Below are 15,840 nucleotides of genomic sequence, written 5' to 3' on the forward strand. Positions count from 1 at the left end.
TCACTATAGTCGAATTATCGGGCCCCGAGACCTGACACGTTATTGCCGTGCTGTTTCGCGTAAACTGCAGCAAAGGCCTATAGTCAAGGGAAGCTGCGAGCAACAGCATTGGCATTGATATCAACTACGGAGAGTGATGATCCATGAAGATGAACAAACTGCTGTTTTCCTGTGTGCTGGCATCGGCGGCGTTTATGGCCGGCTGTGGTAGCGACGAGTCCGACGAAGCGAAAACGGAAAAAACCGCGCCCAGTGTCGAGGAGATGAAGTCCAAGGCCTCGGAAATGGCGTCGGATGCCGCCGAGAAGGCAGAGGAGACCGCGGCCAAGGCCGGCGATGCAATGGAGGAAGCCGCAGACAAGACCGGCGAGATGGCTGCGGATGCCATCGAGAAAGCCGGCGAAATGGCCGAGGATGCCGCCGATATGGCGAAAGATGCCGCCGACTCGGCGATGGAAAGCGCCAGCGAAATGGGCGACGCGGCCGGTGAAATGATGAGCGATGCCGCCGATGCCGCCGGCGAGATGGCCGACGACGCCATGAAGGCGACCGCTGAAGCGGCTGACGAGGCTGCGGCGACTGCCGGTGAAGCCATGGACGCCGCCAAGGAGTCCATGGGCATGAACGAGGCCGCCGAGACTGCGGAGGAGGCCGGTGACGCGGCCGCCGAAGGCGCCGACGAAGCTGCCGATGCGATGAAAGAGGCTCAGCAGTAACCCGCTGCGCTGTCCGGCGGCGCCTGCGGGCGCCGTCGGTGTTCAGCCATTGTGATACACCCACTCCAGCAACGACCGTTCGAAGGCCCGTACCGGGTGCTTCAGCGAGTCGCGTCTGGCCTGTTGCCGGTCTTCGGCGTTCAGGCTGATTCCCGATACCATCACCACGAACAGATACTCGCGCCCGGATCTGGCGGTCAGGTATCCGGCCAGGTTGGTGGTCGCATTGATGGTTCCGCTTTTGCCGCGCAGGTTGCCGAGCAGCACCGAGTTGCTAAGACTGCGCCGGTATCTGAGGGTGCCCGATTCGCCGGCAACCGCCAGCGACCGGTAGGTAATGGCCTGTCGCTGTCCTGCCAGGTGTCGCAGCAGCTGCGCCAGTTGTGCAGGCTGCAGCAGATTGTCCCGGGACAGGCCGGAGCCGTCGGCGATCACCGCCGGATCCAGCAGCAGTCCAAGATCCGATTGCAGTCGCGCCTTGAGGGCCCGGGCGCCGTTGCGAAAGTTGCCCGCGGTTCCGGTCTGGTGGCGGCCAAGTGTTTTGAGCAGACTGTCGGCGACCAGGTTATCGGACACCTGCAGCATTTGCCCCAGCAGCTGTGACAGCGGCGCCGAGCTGATCCGGGCCACTTCCTGCCATCCGTCGCCGGGGCTTCTTTCTTCGCGAATCTGACCGTTGAGCCGTATGCCGAGCTCCTGCAGCTGCAGGCGGATCACGTCCGAGGCAAAAGCGACCGGGTCGGTGACGGCGAAGTTGAGCGGCCAGACCTTGCGGTTGCTGACCACGCAGCCGTGCAGCCGGTAGCGGTTTCCGGGGCCGGTATCGACCTCGAGCTCGCACAGCTGACGACGCTGCTGTGCAGGCGTCACCGTGGTCGCCTCGTTTTCGACCAGCAGCGGCTGGTGTGGCGGGATGTAGAATCGCGCCAGGTCGCCGGGGGCTCTGGCGGTGAGGCTCGCGGCGACACAGTTTTCGTCGAGAATCAGCGCCGGCACCGGCGCACTGTAGCAGACGCTGAGGTTGTTCCAGGGCCAGCCTTCGGCCCAGGCGTAACCGTCGTAGGCGGAGGTGTCGAGCAGCAGGTTGCCGTTGATGGTATCGATGCCTTCTGCGCCCAGGCGCTCCAGCAACTGGCGCAACTGCGAGCGGCTGAAGTCCGGGGCGCCGCTGAACTCCAGGCGCAGATCCCCCGACCACTGGCTGCCGGTGCGGTTGCCGCGACGTAACAGGCGGGTGTGGAAGCGAAAATCAGGGCCCAGTTCGCGCTCGGCTGCGTAGGCGGTCAGCAGCTTCAGTGTGCTGGCCGGCGGCATCAGCGCCTGTGAGCGATAGTCGATGGTGACGGGGCCGGAGGTGATGGGCTCAACGACCAGCCCCAGCTGGCTGCCTTCCGGGGCCAGCGACAGCAGCTGCTCCCACCCCCCCGGCGGCCCGCGCCACGGGTCCGGACAGTAACAGGCTGCAGCCAAGCAGGAGTATGCCAAAAGTTTTCATGTATCGTCCCTGACAGGCCATTGAAGTTCCGGGTGAGTAACCGAATTCTGCGTCTGAAGCAGGCTCTACAGACTCAGTTTAGCTGACCCGGCCGGGCTGATTCTGCAGGGCTGCAGCGAAAACGCTGGTCAGCAACCTGCAGGGTTGCGCCTGGAGACATTGGTCTGCGACAGGGGGGAAAGGTTCAGCGCTGTCAGGCGCAAGCCGGACGCCGGAATGCGTCGGGCGCGAAGGCGGCCTGGTCGGTTCCGGCCCGTCCGGTTACTGCTTGATACCGTCGAGCCGGTTGTCGAGCAGTGCCTCCAGGGCCTCTAGCTTGGCCTTGATCGCCTCGATATTGTTGCTGCCGTCGCTGAGTTCCGGTGATATGCGGATCATGTCCAGGGCTTCGACGAGAAATGTTTCCTCGTTCATCTTGGCCAGCTGTTCTGCGGTCCAGTGTTTGGTCTTGTACATTCGGGCTACCTCGGGTTCAACCTCTGTAGGTATGGGTTAGGTGTATGCTTTTTGCAAGTAGTTCCCTACCGGGTCGAGCGTCAGCAGATTCGGGGCAGCAGTTCTCCGCTGACCGCGGGCAGGCTGCGCTCGACGCCATAGAGTCCGCGCACGATCACCGCACTGTTGCGTTGCGGCACCAGACGGCCGATCAGCTGTGCGCCGCTGCCCAGTGGGTGGGCGTGCATACGTTCAAGCATCCGCTCGGCCGCGTCGGCCTCGACGGCTGCCAGCAGGCGTCCTTCACAGGCCAGCTGCAGCGGATCGAGTCCCAGCAGCTCGCACAATCCCCGTACCGCCGGCCTTACCGGAATCGCCGCTTCCTCCAGTTCGACGCTGAGCCCGGCTGCGGCGGCGAACTCGTGCAGCACGGCATTGACACCGCCACGGGTGGCATCCCGCATCGCCAGCAGTCCCGGTTCCTCCAGCATGCCTTTTACCAGCGGCCAGAGGCTGGCGCAGTCGCTGATCAGGTCGCCGCCCAGTGCCAGCTCGCGTCGGCAGGCCAGGATGGCGGCGCCGTGATCGCCGACAGGACCGCTGACCAGCAGCCTGCAGCCGGCTTTCAGACGGTGGGTGCCGAGGTCGACTGCCGCCGGAATCACGCCAATGCCACTGGTGTTGATGAAGAGTCCATCGGCGGCGCCGCGGGGCACGACCTTGGTATCGCCGGTCACCACCAGCGCGCCGGCGGCCCGCACTTCGCGGGCCAGGTCGGCCAGCAACGCCTGCAGCGTCTCCAGCGGCAGACCTTCCTCGATGATCAAAGCACAGCTGAGATAGTGCGGCCGGGCGCCGCCGACGACCAGGTCGTTGAGGGTGCCGTTGGCGGCCAGGGTGCCGATGTTGCCGCCGGGAAAGCACAGCGGCGTGACCACGAAGCTGTCGGTGGTGAACGCCAGCCGCTCGCCCGGCGCCAGCGTCATGTTCAGCCGGGCCTGGTCCTCCTGACGCGCCAGAATGGCATTGTCGAACAGCGGCTGGATATGCTGGTGCAGCAGTTGCTGCATCGGTTCGCCACCGCTGCCGTGCGCCAGCGTCAGGCGTTTAGCGTCGGTCATCGGCGCTCTCCTGTCGATACTGATACCAGGCGGCACAGGCGCCTTCCGATGACACCATCAGCGGACCGCTGGGCGTCGCGGGTGTGCACTCGCGACCGAACAGCGGGCAGTGGGGCGGTTTCATGCGCCCGCTCAGTACCGCCGCGCAGCCACAGCGCGGATCCCCGGGTTCCGCGCCTGTCGCGGCCCTCGGTTCGAGCAGCGCCGCGGCGTCGAAGGCGCGGTATTCCGGGGCCAGCTGCAGGCCCGAGTGGGGCAGTGAGCCGAGCCCGCGCCATTCGGTTGATGGCGCAGGCTCGAACACTTCCTCCATTGCGGCGCGGGCGGCGCTATTGCCCGAGGTCGTGGCGACGCGCCGGTACTGCAGCTCGACGCAGGCCTTGCCCTGTTCGAGCTGACGCAGCAGCATCCAGACCGACTGCAAAAGATCCACCGGCTCGAAGCCGCTGATCACCACCGGGCGCCGGTATTGCGCAGGGATGAAATCGAACGGGCGGGTGCCGGTGACCAGACTGACGTGCCCCGGACCGATAAAACCGTCGAGGCACAGCTGCGGGTCCGCCAGCAGCGCCCGCAGCGGCGGCTCGATCAGCACCAGATGACAGAGCGCGCGGAAGTTGCCAATCCCCTCGCGCCGCGCCGCCTGCAGCGCCAGGGCGGTGGCCGGGGCCGTGGTTTCGAAGCCGATGGCGAGGAACACGATGTCTTTGTCGGGGTGGCGGCGGGCCAGTTCGAGCGCATCGCGCGGGCCGTACACGACCTCGACCGCGGCACCGCCGGCACGGGCCTCGAGCAGGCTGCCGCCGGTGCCGGGAACGCGCACGGCGTCGCCGTAACTGCACAGCAGGGTGCCGGGGCGCTGCGCCAGCGCCACCGCCTGGTCGATCACCGTTTCGGGCAGTACGCAGACCGGGCAGCCCGGGCCGTGGACGAACTCGACGCAGTCCGGCAGCAGACGGTCGAGGCCGAAGCGGAAAATGGCGTGGGTATGGCCGCCGCACACTTCCATCAACTGCCAGGGTTGCTGGCGCGAAGGCAGCCTGGCGGCGCTGGCGTCGATTCGCTTCACCAGCTGCGCGACCAGCGCCGGATCACGGAACTCGTCAACGTACTTCATGCGCCGTCTCCGTCGTCCAGTTCGGCCCAGAGCGCCAGCGAGGCCAGAGCCTCCTGTTCACTGATCTGCGCCAGAGCCACGCCGACGTGTACCAGGACCCAGGCCCCGATCAGTGTCTCCGGCGGGCCGTCCGCGATGACGCAGCTAAGCTCGATTTCGCGCTGTACTCCGCCGCTGTCTGCGAGCGCGAGGGCGCGTGAAGGGTCGCTGATCGACAGCACCTGTGCCGGAACCGCGAGACACATCAGCCTGCCTCCCTGTCGGGCTGTCGCAGCCAGTCGAGCCAGGCGTCCAGTCCGGTACCGGCGGTTGCGCTCAGCTGCAGCGCCGGCAGCTCAGGGCAGATGCGTCGTGCGTTGGCGATGCAGCGGTCCGGGTCGAAGTCGACATGGGGCAGCAGGTCGATCTTGGTGATCAGCAGGAGGTCGGCGTGACGGAAGATACCGGGGTACTTCAGCGGCTTGTCGTCGCCCTCGGTGACCGATACCAGCACCACCCGCGCCTGTTCTCCGAGGTCGAACTGGGACGGGCAGATGAGGTTGCCGACGTTCTCGATGAACAGCAGGCCGCCCGGAGCCTCGGGCAGACGGTGCAGAGCGTCGTGCACCATGGCGGCGTCGAGGTGGCAGGCCTGGCCGGTCTGAATCTGCACCGCCGGGGTGCCGGTGGCGCGGATGCGGGCGGCGTCGAGTTCGGTCTGCTGGTCACCTTCGATCACCAGCGCCGGGCGCAGTCCCTGCAATCGCCGCAGGGTTTTTTCCAGCAGCGTGGTCTTGCCGGTGCCGGGGCTGGAGACCAGATTCAGGGCGGTCAGTCGCCGGCGCCGCAGGTGCTCGCGGTTGTGCTCGGCGCCTTGGCGGTTGGCGTCCATCAGGTCGCGGTGCAGCGCGATAAGCTGGCGCTGCTCAGCCTGGGGTGTCGGCTCGTCGCAGCCGCAGTGTCCGCACATCAGCGGGCCTCCATCTGTTCGATGATCAATTCGTCGCCGCCGGCCAGATCGCGTGCTTCGCCGGCGCAGGCCGGGCAGGCGTCAAGCCAGCGGTAAACCTCGTAGTGCCGGCCGCAGGCAAGGCAGCGGGCCCTGGCGGGCTGGCGTCTGATGGTCAGGGCGCAAGCCTCCAGGCAGGCGGGCTTTGCCACCGTTTCGAAGGCGAAGCGCAGCGCCTCGGGCTCGACGCAGCAAAGACAGCCGATACCGAGCTCGACGCCAAGGATATGCGTCAGACCGCGGGCGTCGGCCTCGCGCTCCAGGGTCGCGATCAGGCTTCGGCACAGGCTCAGCTCGTGCATGCCGGGTCTCCCTGCGGCGCCCGTTGCCTCAGGCGGATGCCGTTGTGCTCGAGCAAAGTGGCCAGACGTTCGCAGGCCTGCGGCAGGCGCTGTTCCAGCGCCCGGCTCAACGCCGGGCCCCAGTCCAGCGACGCGAACGCCGCCCCGACCAGGCTGACGCGCGCCGGCGCCTCGCCGAGCACCGCCATCAGCTGCAGCAGCTCGGCAAGGCCCAGTTCGTGCACCGCCAGTTGCCGCTCGCAGTCGAGCACCGGCAGCGGATCGATCACACGAAGGTCGCTACCGGCATCGCTGTAGCGCACGGCGTCCAGCACGATCAGCCAGCGGCAGCCGGCGATACGGTCGTAGTGGGCCACCGGTCGGGTACCGCCGTGCAGGCAGAGTACCTGCTCGGGTATCTCGTAGCGCTGTTCGAAGCGCTGCAGCAGGCGCTCGCCGAAACCATCGTCGCTGCGTAGCGGGTGCCCCAGCGATAACACTATGGCCGCGTTCATGGGCGCCTTTCCCGCGCCCAGGCGACCACGGCCTGCCCCAGCGCCAGGCCGCCGTCGCCGGCCGGCAGCTGCCTCGGCGCCAGCAGCATCAGTCCGCTGTCGCGCAGTTGATGCTGCAGGGCCTCGAGCAGCAGGCGGTTGTGCAGGCATCCGCCCCCCAGCGCCAGGGTGTCGCAGTGATAGGTGTGCGCCAGCGCCCGTACCCGCTGCGCCAGCAGTTCGGCAAGCCAGTGGTGGAAGCAGTAGGCCAGGCGTTCCGGGGTTTCGCTCCCGAGGCCGCCGAGCAGCCGCTGCCAGACCCCGTCGAGCGCAATGGGGCCCGCCGGCGGCCCGAGGGCGGGCACCGGCTGCGCCGAGGCGCGGCCTGCCAGGGCCTCGAGTCGCATCGCGGCCTGGCCTTCGTAGCTGAGTCGCTGCGGCGCGATGTCGAGCAGCGCCGCAACGGCGTCGAACAGGCGACCGCAGGAGCTTGCCGGCGGCGCGTTGAACCCCTCGCGGATCAGGCCCCGCAGAGTCGCCAGCGGTTGCCGGCGCAGGGCGTCGAGGGATGGCCAGCGCAGTCGTTCCCAGTCCGGGGACCAGCGCTCGAGGTGGGCCAGCAGGTTGCGCCAGGGTTCCCGCGCCGCCTGTTCCGCGCCGGGCATCGCCACCGCCGGCAGACCGTCGAGGCGCTCGCAGTGACGGTAGTCCGCGAGCAGAATTTCCCCGCCCCACAGCGGGTGCGGACTGTCGTCGGGTGCCTGACCGCTGCCGTCCAGGATCAGCCCGAGTACCGGTGGCGCATCGAGCGGTCTGCGATGCTCGGCAAGACAGGCGGCAAGGTGTGCGTGATGATGCTGGACCTCGATCAGCGGCAGCTGCTGGCGCTCGGCGAGCCGTTGCGCCAGCGACCGGCTGTGATAACCCCGATGACCGTCGCAGGCGATCAGGCGCGGCCGGCAGGCGAACAGGCTGGCAAGATCGATACCGCTTTGCTGCAGCTGTTGCAGGATGCGGGGGTTGGCCAGGTCACCGAGGTGCGCGCCCGGAATCGCCTGGCCCTGGCGCAGCAGGCAGGGGGCGTTTTTAAGATCGCCGCCAAGAGCCAGCACGCCATCGGCGGCCTCGAAGCCCGTACCCAGCTTCAGCGCGGCGGGGGCATAGCCGCGGGCGCGGCGCAGAATCTGAGGCTGGCCGGCCGCCAGCTGCACCACCGAGTCGTCGATGCGACGCGCGATGACGCGCTCGTGCAGCAGCAGGGCGTCGACGCCGGGCCCGAGCAGAGTCCTGGCCTCGTCGTTGTCGAGACAGGGCGGCGCGCCTTCGACGTTGCCGGAGGTCATCACCAGCGGCCGGCCGACGGCGCTCAGCAACAGCTGCTGCAGCGGGGTACCCGGCAGCATCACGCCTATCCGGTCTAGGCCGTCGCACAGGTTCCCCGGCCAGTGCCCGTCGCGCGAGCGCAGCAGTACGATGGGCGCGGCGGGACCGGTCAGCAGCTCAAGCTCGGCGGGGGCTGCAATGCAGCGCAGCTGGAGCGCCTCGAGGTCGGGCAGCATCACCGCCAGGGGCTTCTCCGGGCGCCCCTTGAAATCGCGCAGTCGGACGATGGCGGCGCTATCGAGGGCGTCGCAGGCCAGATGAAAGCCGCCCACGGCCTTGATGGCCAGCAGGGCGCCGGCCTTCAGCCGCTGTGCGGCGCTGTGGATGGCGTCCTGTTGCGCCAGCAGACGGCCGTCGGCGGCCAGCAGTTGCAGCTGCGGGCCGCACACCGGGCAGGCGATTGCCTGGGCGTGAAAGCGCCGCCTGTGCGGGTTGCTAAAGTCGTCGCTGCAGATCGGGCACAGCGGGAAGGGCGCCATGGTGGTGCGTTCGCGATCGTACGGCTGTCCTTCGACGATCGAGAAGCGCGGACCGCATCGGGTGCAACTGGTGAACGCATAGCGATAGTGGCGATTGCCGCGGTCCCGGATCTCCGTCTGACACTCGGGGCAGATGGCCAGGTCCGGCTGGATGCGGGTCGTTCCGGGTGTCGTTGAGCTTGGCGCAATGCGAAAGCCGTTGGGGGCCGCATCGCAGCGGGTGTGGCGGATGCTGATGCTGTCGACCTCGGCCTGTGCCGGCAGGCGGCTTTCGAGCCGCTCTCTAAAGCCCGTAGCGGCGGCGGCGGGGTACAGGCGTATCAACAGACCGTCGCCGTCGTTGCACACCTCGCCGTGCAGCGCCATTTCCTGCGCCAGGTGCCAGACGCAGGGCCGCAGGCCGACGCCCTGGACGCTGCCTTTGATGCGGATTTCGGCGATCTGCTGCTGCATGACGGGTACTGCACTCCTTTTGCAGGCTGTCCGGCCAGTCGCTGTCACGGGCCCGGCAACGCGTTTGTCCTCAGTATAGGCAGCGCTTTTTGTCGCCGGCTTGATTTCGGTCAGGAGCGCTGCAATGCCTTGGACTATCCTGATGGGCAACAGACCGCTTCGGAACCGGACCATGGACCAGAGTCGATTTTTGCCTCAGCGAGACTTCGGACAGCTCTACCACGTGCTGCGCGCCGCCGGTTATCGCGTCGTCGGGGCTGTCGAGGAGCAGGGCGCCCTGACTTACCGCGAGCTCGAAAGCGTCGACCGGATGCCGACAGGGCTGGTCGACCACCAGGCGCCGGGGCGTTACCGGCTCGAACGGCAGGACCATCACCGCCGGTTCGACTGGGTCGGCACCGCCCAGGGCCTGAAGCCCTGGCTTTTCAGCGCCGAACAGCCGCTCTGGGTGGCGCGCGAGGTCGAGGGCGGGCTGCGCTTCGAGGAAGTGCGTGAAACACCGCCGCCCACCGCCGTGATCGGCGTTCGTGCCTGCGATCTGGCGGCGCTGGCGTTGCAGGATCGCCATTTTCTCGAGGGTGATTACCCGGACCCGCATTACCGGGCGCGCCGCGACCAGCTGCTGCTGGTGGCGGTCAACTGCCATCGCAGTGCCGACACCTGTTTCTGTGTCTCCACAGGTGACGGGCCGCAGGTCAGGACCGGGGCGGATCTGGTGCTGGACGAACTGGATCAGGGCTATCTGATCAGCGCGGGCAGCGGGCGCGGCGCAGCGCTGCTGGCGCAACTGCCGACCCGGCCGGTACGTGGCTGGCACAAGCGGCGTGCCAAGGCGCTGCGCGGTCGGGCAAGGGTTCAGCAGCGGGCGCTGCCGTCGCGGGATCTGCGCGCGCCGCTGTACGCGGCGCGGGAGGATATGCACCACTGGCAACCGGTGGCGGACCGCTGTCTGACCTGCGGCAACTGTGCGGCGGTCTGTCCCAGCTGCTTCTGTCACCGGGTCGACGAGGAGGCCCCGCTGGATGGCAGCCTGAGCCGTGCGGTGCGGCGCTGGGACACCTGTTTCAATGACGAGCACAGCTACCTGGTCGGGCATGTGGTTCGCAAGAGCGCCGAGCATAAATACCGGCAGTGGCTGACCCACAAGCTGGCCAGCTGGCACGACCAGTACGATCGCAGCGGCTGCACCGGCTGCGGGCGCTGCATTACCTGGTGCCCGGTCGGCATCGATATCGTCGAAGAGGCGCAGCGGCTGTGCGATGAAGTCGGCGAAGCGGAGCGCAACCATGACTGATCCCTGGACGCCATACTGCGCCCAGGTGGTCGACCGGGTCGCGGAAACGCCGGATGTGGTGACCCTGTCGCTGCGCTTTGCGGATCCCGACGTGCAGAGTCGTTACCGCTTTGCCTGTGGCCAGTTCAACATGCTCTATCTGTACGGACTTGGCGAGGTGCCGATCTCGATCATGGACTACCAGGACGGCTGCCTGCAGCACACCATCCGGGCCGTGGGACGCGTCAGCCGGGGGCTGACGCAGCTGCAGCCCGGTGCCAGCATCGGCCTGCGCGGCCCCTACGGCAACAGCTGGCCGCTCGAGGAGGCGCGGGGCCGGGATCTGCTGTTCATCACCGCGGGACTCGGTTGCGCGCCGGTGATCGCGGCCATTCGACGGGCCATTGCCGAGCGGGACAGCTATCGGCGGCTGGTGATCATGCAGGGCGTCAAGCACCGCGAGGACATGTTGTGGCAGGCGCAGTACGACCGCTGGCGCGAGGTGCCCGACTGTCAGGTGCTGCTGGCCGCCAGCGAGGAGAAACAGGCGCCATTCGCCTGGTCGCTGGGCATGGTCACGACCCTGATCGACAAGGCCTGCTTCGACCCGGACAGCGCCACTGTGATGATGTGTGGTCCGGAACCGATGATGCGGGCGTCGATACGGGCGCTGGAGCAAAAGGGGGTGGCAGCGGAAAACTGCTACTTCAGTCTCGAGCGCAACATGCAGTGTGCGCTCGGGCTCTGTGGCCACTGTCAGATGGGCGCTCCCTTCATCTGCAAGAACGGGCCTATTTTCCGGGTCTCGGACGTGCGGGAGTGGTTCCTGCTGGAGGGCTATTGAATGCGGGCAAGCATCGCGATCCACAAGCTGACGTCCTGCTCAGGCTGCCAGTCGGTAATCCTCAATCTCGGCGACGACCTGCTGGTGCTGAGCCGGCTGGTCGAGATACGCCACTTTATCGAGGCCGGCCTGAACGATTTCGACGCCGATGTCGATATCGCCTTCGTCGAAGGCAGTATCACCACACCCGAAGACGAGGCGCGGATTCTGAAAGTGCGCGAGCGTGCGCGCTTTCTGGTCGCCATCGGCGCCTGCGCCTGCAGCGGGGGGGTTCAGGCGTTGCGTAACGTCAAGGAATCCGGCGGCTGGGCCGGCGCGGTCTACGCCAATACCGCCTATCTCGATTCGCTGGCCGAATCCCGGTCGGTGGCGCAGCTGGTGAAGGTCGACCTCGAGCTCTGGGGATGTCCCATCAGCGGCCGTCAGCTGATCGCCACGGTTCGGGCGCTGCTGCAGGGGGTGCCGCCGGTGCTGCCGACCGAGAAGGTTTGCCAGGAGTGCAAGCGGGCCGGTAATGTCTGTGTGCTGGTGAGCCGGGCAGAGCCCTGTCTGGGGCCGGTCACGAGGGCCGGTTGCGGCGCGCTCTGCCCCTCGTTCGGCGCCCCCTGCTACACCTGTTTCGGCGCCTCGGAACAGCCCAACTGCGAAGCCCTCGGCGAGCGCCTGGTCGGCCTTGGCATACCGCAGCGGCAGGTTGCGGAGCGGTTCGTTTCGATCAGCTCGGGGCTCAAGCCCTACCAGGACGAATGGCAGCGCCTGCGCATACCGGCAAAGCAAGTGGATTGAATGCAGGTTCTTTAGCAGGTTGCTGAAAATCTATCATGCAGGAGCACATTTTTCGGGAGACCCAACATGTGCTCTCAGACCATTAAGGCGTGTTGATGGGTTGCGCCGCTTAACCACTTTTGATTACCGATAGCGGGTGCCACTGCGGCTTCACCCATCTACTACTGCGGCTTCGTCTGTACTCCCGCGGGATGGCGAAAAAAACAGATTCGTAGGATGGGTGGAACGGCGCCGTAGTAGGGCCTGTCCGGTCCCGCTGCTGTCTGGGGCGCCGTGTAACCCATCGGAGTGCGCCATTACTAAGCGGTTTCGTCGTTGTTCTACCGGAGAAAGAGCAACCTAAAACAAGAACAGGGCCCGAAGGCCCTTTCCGGGTCCGGGGTGGTCAGGGGCAGTCGACAGCCGCGCCGGCATCGCCGTCCACAGCGTCGGCATGAAATGCGAAATCCTCGGTCCTGGCGGCGTTGAATATGCACTCGGCGGAAGTCCCGTTCAGCACCGGACCTGCCATGCCCGGCTGATTGGTGTAACCCCAGGAATTGACCGAAATGATCGGGCCGCTGCCGCTTGACTCATTCATCGGCTGCACCCAGGGACCGCCGGATGCACCGCCGGAAAGCCCGCAGCTGGGGAGCCACCAGTCGCCGTATCCGCTCTCGACGGTCATGTCCTCGGCGCAGTACATGAAGTTGGGGTCATCGCTGTACGAATAGCCAAGGGCGTGGGTGCGGTCCGTGCTGCCGTCCAGGTCGAAGGCGGGGACGCCGAAATTGATTGCCAGCGCCCCAGCGCTGCTTTCGAGACTGTCCGACGGCGCCGAGGCGCCGTCGTGGGCGCCAGTATCGCTGACCACGTAGAAGGCATAATCCCAGGGAATATTGGCCGGGAAGCTTTCTTGCGTCCAGTTGACGTCGACCACGCCGAAGGCCGGCGCCCAGCAGCCCAGCGGGTCGTTGCTGCAGTCGGTGTCGGTGCCGGCGACGCTGGTGCCATCCTGGTTGGGAATAAAGAGCACATGGCGGGCGAAGGCCTTGTTGACGTCGTCATAGACGCAATGGGCCGCAGTGAGGATCACCGAGCGGTCCGCGGTGTTGCTGTCGTCGACAACGGTGCCGGAACAGACGTATCCGGCCCAGTCTTCAACGATCTTGCCCCGGACTCTCCTGGTGCTGAGCATCTCGAAATAGATGCGCCCGGCGGCGGACTGAATGGCGCCGCCGTCGAAGCCGTCGTTCAGCCAGGGCGAATTGGTTATGACTTCGCTGCCACCGCTTCCGTCACCCCCGGTGCCACCGCCCCCCGCGGTATCGACGTGGAAAGCCACGCTCGGTGATTGCGTGCTGTTGCCGCCTTTGCCGGCGGCATCCTTCGCCTCCACCCACCAGGCCCAGTCGCCGTCGCTAAAGCCGCTCAGCGGGACGCTCCAGGTGTCGCCGCCACCTGGACCGGCCGCGAAGCTCTGGGTCGGGCCGTTGCCGGGGTACTGGATAACGAAGTTGACCGACTTGACGCCGCTACCCGCGTCCGTGACCGTTGCCTTGAAGGTTTTGGCGTCACCGATGGTGTCGCCGGCTGCCGGGTCCATGCTGGAGATCACTGGCCCGTCGGTATCGCCACTGCCGGGCGGCCCCTTGCGCAGGGTTGCGTCGGCCGCGGTCTGGTGGCCGTAGGGGCGCAGCGAGCCGTCCGGCATTTTCAGGTATCCCAGCCCGCGCGGGTCTATCACCAGGTCGCGGGGAATGGCCGCGGCGCGGCGATCGGGCGTCCAGTGGTCGATCATGCGCGCCCTGGCGTTTTCTGCGGCGGGATTCGGTGCCGCCTGCGCCACCGTTGCCGAGCCCAGCGTCATTAGGCCGAGCACTGCGCCCAGCGCGAGCCCCGGCGCAGCGGAGCGCGTTTTCAGGCATGTCGGGGAAAGGTGTAGACGGTGGAGCGGTCGCGACGGGCGGCAGGCGTACCCTGACAATTTCATGGCGGTTCCTCGGCGGCGCCCGGGTATCCTTGAGGACAGCAGGTGCCGGCTTCCTTGTGATTGTTCGTTCAATAATCATAGGGAGCGGGGGATGTGGGTCAAGGAATTTGCCCGCCGGCGTGACTATTATTGAGTGAAGACAGGCCACGGGGCCTGTGGAATCCGAACAGCCGCGAGTTCAGCCTGCCCATGACCGATCCCCGCAATATTCGTCTGCGCGTGCCCGTTATCACCCGCCTGGAAGGAGAGGGCGCGCTGGAACTGTACTGCCGCGACGAGCGCCTCGAGCGTGCGGTACTGCGTATCTTCGAGCCACCGCGCTTTTTCGAGAAGTTTCTCGAGGGCAAGCACTACAGCGAGCAGCCCATCATCGCAGCACGCATCTGCGGCATTTGCCCGATTGCCTATCAGATGACCGGTGTGCGGGCGATCGAGCGGGCGCTCGGAATAGAGCCATCAGAATGGATCGGGCGGATGCGGCGCGTGCTGCAGTGCGGGGAGTGGTTGCAGAGTCACGCGCTGCACATTCACTTTCTGGCGTTGCCGGACTTTCTCGGTTACGGCCATATGCTGGATATGGCCCGGGACCATCCCGAGGCGGTGAAACGCGGATTGCGGCTGCAGGCGCTGGGCAACGATCTGATCAGTCTCAGCGGCGGCCGGTCGGTGCATCCTGTCGGGCTGCGGGTCGGCGGATTTCACAGTGCCCCCGAACCGGCCGTTATCGCCGGGCTGGTGGCTCGGCTCGACGCGGCGCTGGCGGATGCCGAGGCGCTGGTGCGCTGGGCGTCGGGGCTCGATCTGCCCGACGACCATGCAACCATGACCTGCGTTGCCCTGCATCATCCGTCGCAGTACGCCATGAATGAAGGACGGGTCCTCGGCAGCGACGGGCTCGAGATCGATGCCGCCGACTATCGCCGGCACTTTCAGGAACATCAGGAACCCCACAGTACCGCGCTCTACTCGCTGCTGGACGGTCAACCCTATCTGGTCGGCCCGCTGGCGCGGATGAATCTGAACTTCGCCCAGCTGCCGGGTGAGGTGCGCGATCTGGCGACCGACTGCGGACTGCGCTTTCCCAGCGACAATATCTACCACAGCCTGCTGGCCAGGGCGCTGGAATGCTATTTCGCGGTCTTCGAGGCGCGTCGCCTGCTCGCCGGCTACCAGGCCGGCGAGCCGTTCGTGCAGGACTCGCCCCGCGCCGGCTGGGGGGCGCACTGCACCGAGGCTCCGCGGGGACTGATCTATCACCATTACGGCCTCGACTCCGAGGGGTTCATCACCGAAGCCTGCATCATTCCGCCGACCAGTCAGAACCAGGCCCGCATCGAGTCCGATCTTATGCGTGGTCTGACGGCCTACGGGCTGGAGCACAGCGATCAGGAGCTGCAGTTCTTCGCCGAGCGGCTGATCCGCAACTACGACCCCTGCATTTCCTGCTCGGTCCATTTCCTCGACCTGCGCGTCCATCGCAACTGAGTATGGGGCCGGCTCGCGGGTCTATACTGACTGCAGTTTCTGAATTTTCGCAATCGTGCGGCGCTGGCGTCGTACCGGCGTGTCGAAACCGGAAGTCATATGGTCAACCCGCTGTTACCCGAAGTACTGAGTTATCTGCGTCAGCATGCCGGGGAGGGCGTCTCCGAGTATGAGCTGATGCAGCGGCTGCAACGGTGCCGCCTGTTCGAGGGTATCGAGGGCACCGATCTGCTGGCGCTGTATCGCAAGCATTTTCTGATCATGAATGCCCTGTACGACCTGCAGGAGGTGCTGTGGCAGGAGGAGCGCAGGGTGCTCGATATATCGCCACTGCACATCGAACTGCATACCGATCCGGAAGCGTCGGCCCAGGGTGAGCCCGACTGGTACCCGGAGCTCAGCGAGTACTATCTCGACTGGCACTGGTTCGAAAACACCACCGAGGCCGATGTGCGGGAACTGATGGCCGGATTCTGGCAGCGACTGAAAGATCACTCTTCTCACTGAGTTCCGCTGCG

General features: G+C 66.4%; 16 protein-coding genes. 6 read left to right on the top strand and 10 right to left on the bottom strand.

Going from position 1 to position 15,840, the window contains the following annotated elements:
* The first annotated feature begins 143 nt into the window (after positions 1–143).
* Positions 144–716 carry a hypothetical protein gene (locus tag IEX85_RS19430; RefSeq protein ID WP_188862282.1) on the top strand — a complete coding sequence of 191 codons (573 nt, stop codon included), beginning with the start codon at positions 144–146 and terminating at the stop codon, positions 714–716.
* 42 nt (positions 717–758) lie between these two features.
* Here IEX85_RS19430 and dacB read toward each other — a convergent pair whose 3' ends face one another.
* From dacB to hypF, 9 genes are all read right to left on the bottom strand, one after another.
* Positions 759–2,186: a D-alanyl-D-alanine carboxypeptidase/D-alanyl-D-alanine endopeptidase gene (dacB, locus tag IEX85_RS19435; RefSeq protein WP_229722017.1), complete on the bottom strand. Its 1,428-nt coding sequence runs from the start codon at positions 2,184–2,186 to the stop codon at positions 759–761.
* Positions 2,187–2,472: 286 nt separating this feature from the next.
* Positions 2,473–2,667, bottom strand: a complete 195-nt coding sequence (locus tag IEX85_RS19440) for a hypothetical protein (RefSeq protein ID WP_188862284.1) — start codon at positions 2,665–2,667, stop codon at positions 2,473–2,475.
* Positions 2,668–2,747: 80 nt separating this feature from the next.
* Positions 2,748–3,767, bottom strand: coding sequence for a hydrogenase expression/formation protein HypE (hypE, locus tag IEX85_RS19445; protein WP_188862285.1), 1,020 nt, complete (start codon positions 3,765–3,767; stop codon positions 2,748–2,750).
* On the bottom strand, positions 3,754–4,884 hold the full coding sequence (hypD, locus tag IEX85_RS19450) for a hydrogenase formation protein HypD (RefSeq protein WP_188862286.1): 1,131 nt from the start codon (positions 4,882–4,884) through the stop codon (positions 3,754–3,756). The genes hypE and hypD overlap by 14 nt, the downstream gene beginning before the upstream one ends.
* On the bottom strand, positions 4,881–5,129 hold the full coding sequence (locus IEX85_RS19455; protein WP_188862287.1) for a HypC/HybG/HupF family hydrogenase formation chaperone: 249 nt from the start codon (positions 5,127–5,129) through the stop codon (positions 4,881–4,883). The genes hypD and IEX85_RS19455 overlap by 4 nt, the downstream gene beginning before the upstream one ends.
* On the bottom strand, positions 5,129–5,833 hold the full coding sequence (hypB, locus tag IEX85_RS19460) for a hydrogenase nickel incorporation protein HypB (protein ID WP_188862288.1): 705 nt from the start codon (positions 5,831–5,833) through the stop codon (positions 5,129–5,131). The genes IEX85_RS19455 and hypB overlap by 1 nt, the downstream gene beginning before the upstream one ends.
* Positions 5,833–6,174 carry a hydrogenase maturation nickel metallochaperone HypA gene (hypA, locus tag IEX85_RS19465; RefSeq protein WP_188862289.1) on the bottom strand — a complete coding sequence of 114 codons (342 nt, stop codon included), beginning with the start codon at positions 6,172–6,174 and terminating at the stop codon, positions 5,833–5,835. Before hypA ends, hypB begins: the two co-directional genes overlap by 1 nt.
* Positions 6,162–6,668: a hydrogenase maturation protease gene (locus IEX85_RS19470; RefSeq protein ID WP_188862290.1), complete on the bottom strand. Its 507-nt coding sequence runs from the start codon at positions 6,666–6,668 to the stop codon at positions 6,162–6,164. Before IEX85_RS19470 ends, hypA begins: the two co-directional genes overlap by 13 nt.
* Positions 6,665–8,962 (bottom strand): carbamoyltransferase HypF, encoded by a 2,298-nt coding sequence (gene hypF, locus IEX85_RS19475; RefSeq protein ID WP_188862291.1) that lies wholly within the window; start codon positions 8,960–8,962, stop codon positions 6,665–6,667. The genes IEX85_RS19470 and hypF overlap by 4 nt, the downstream gene beginning before the upstream one ends.
* 172 nt (positions 8,963–9,134) lie before the next feature.
* Here hypF and IEX85_RS19480 point away from each other — a divergent pair, with 172 nt between their 5' ends.
* From IEX85_RS19480 to IEX85_RS19490, 3 genes are read left to right on the top strand one after another with little or no spacing between them, the layout of a single operon-like run.
* On the top strand, positions 9,135–10,256 hold the full coding sequence (locus IEX85_RS19480) for a 4Fe-4S dicluster domain-containing protein (protein ID WP_188862292.1): 1,122 nt from the start codon (positions 9,135–9,137) through the stop codon (positions 10,254–10,256).
* On the top strand, positions 10,249–11,079 hold the full coding sequence (locus IEX85_RS19485; RefSeq protein WP_188862293.1) for an FAD/NAD(P)-binding protein: 831 nt from the start codon (positions 10,249–10,251) through the stop codon (positions 11,077–11,079). The genes IEX85_RS19480 and IEX85_RS19485 overlap by 8 nt, the downstream gene beginning before the upstream one ends.
* Positions 11,080–11,865 carry an NADH-quinone oxidoreductase subunit B family protein gene (locus IEX85_RS19490; protein WP_188862294.1) on the top strand — a complete coding sequence of 262 codons (786 nt, stop codon included), beginning with the start codon at positions 11,080–11,082 and terminating at the stop codon, positions 11,863–11,865. It abuts the gene before it with no gap.
* 385 nt (positions 11,866–12,250) lie between these two features.
* On the opposite strand, the gene IEX85_RS19495 is transcribed toward IEX85_RS19490, so the two are convergent.
* Positions 12,251–13,714, bottom strand: coding sequence for a trypsin-like serine peptidase (locus IEX85_RS19495; protein WP_229722018.1), 1,464 nt, complete (start codon positions 13,712–13,714; stop codon positions 12,251–12,253).
* Positions 13,715–13,966: 252 nt separating this feature from the next.
* On the opposite strand from IEX85_RS19495, the gene IEX85_RS19500 reads away from it, so the two are divergent.
* Both IEX85_RS19500 and IEX85_RS19505 read left to right on the top strand, forming a co-directional pair.
* Positions 13,967–15,322 (top strand): Ni/Fe hydrogenase subunit alpha, encoded by a 1,356-nt coding sequence (locus tag IEX85_RS19500; RefSeq protein ID WP_229722019.1) that lies wholly within the window; start codon positions 13,967–13,969, stop codon positions 15,320–15,322.
* Positions 15,323–15,421: 99 nt separating this feature from the next.
* Positions 15,422–15,829 (top strand): DNA-J related domain-containing protein, encoded by a 408-nt coding sequence (locus IEX85_RS19505; protein WP_188862295.1) that lies wholly within the window; start codon positions 15,422–15,424, stop codon positions 15,827–15,829.
* Positions 15,830–15,840 lie beyond the last annotated feature (11 nt).

The organism is Marinobacterium nitratireducens (assembly GCF_014645375.1).
Classification (GTDB): domain Bacteria; phylum Pseudomonadota; class Gammaproteobacteria; order Pseudomonadales; family Balneatricaceae; genus Marinobacterium_A; species Marinobacterium_A nitratireducens.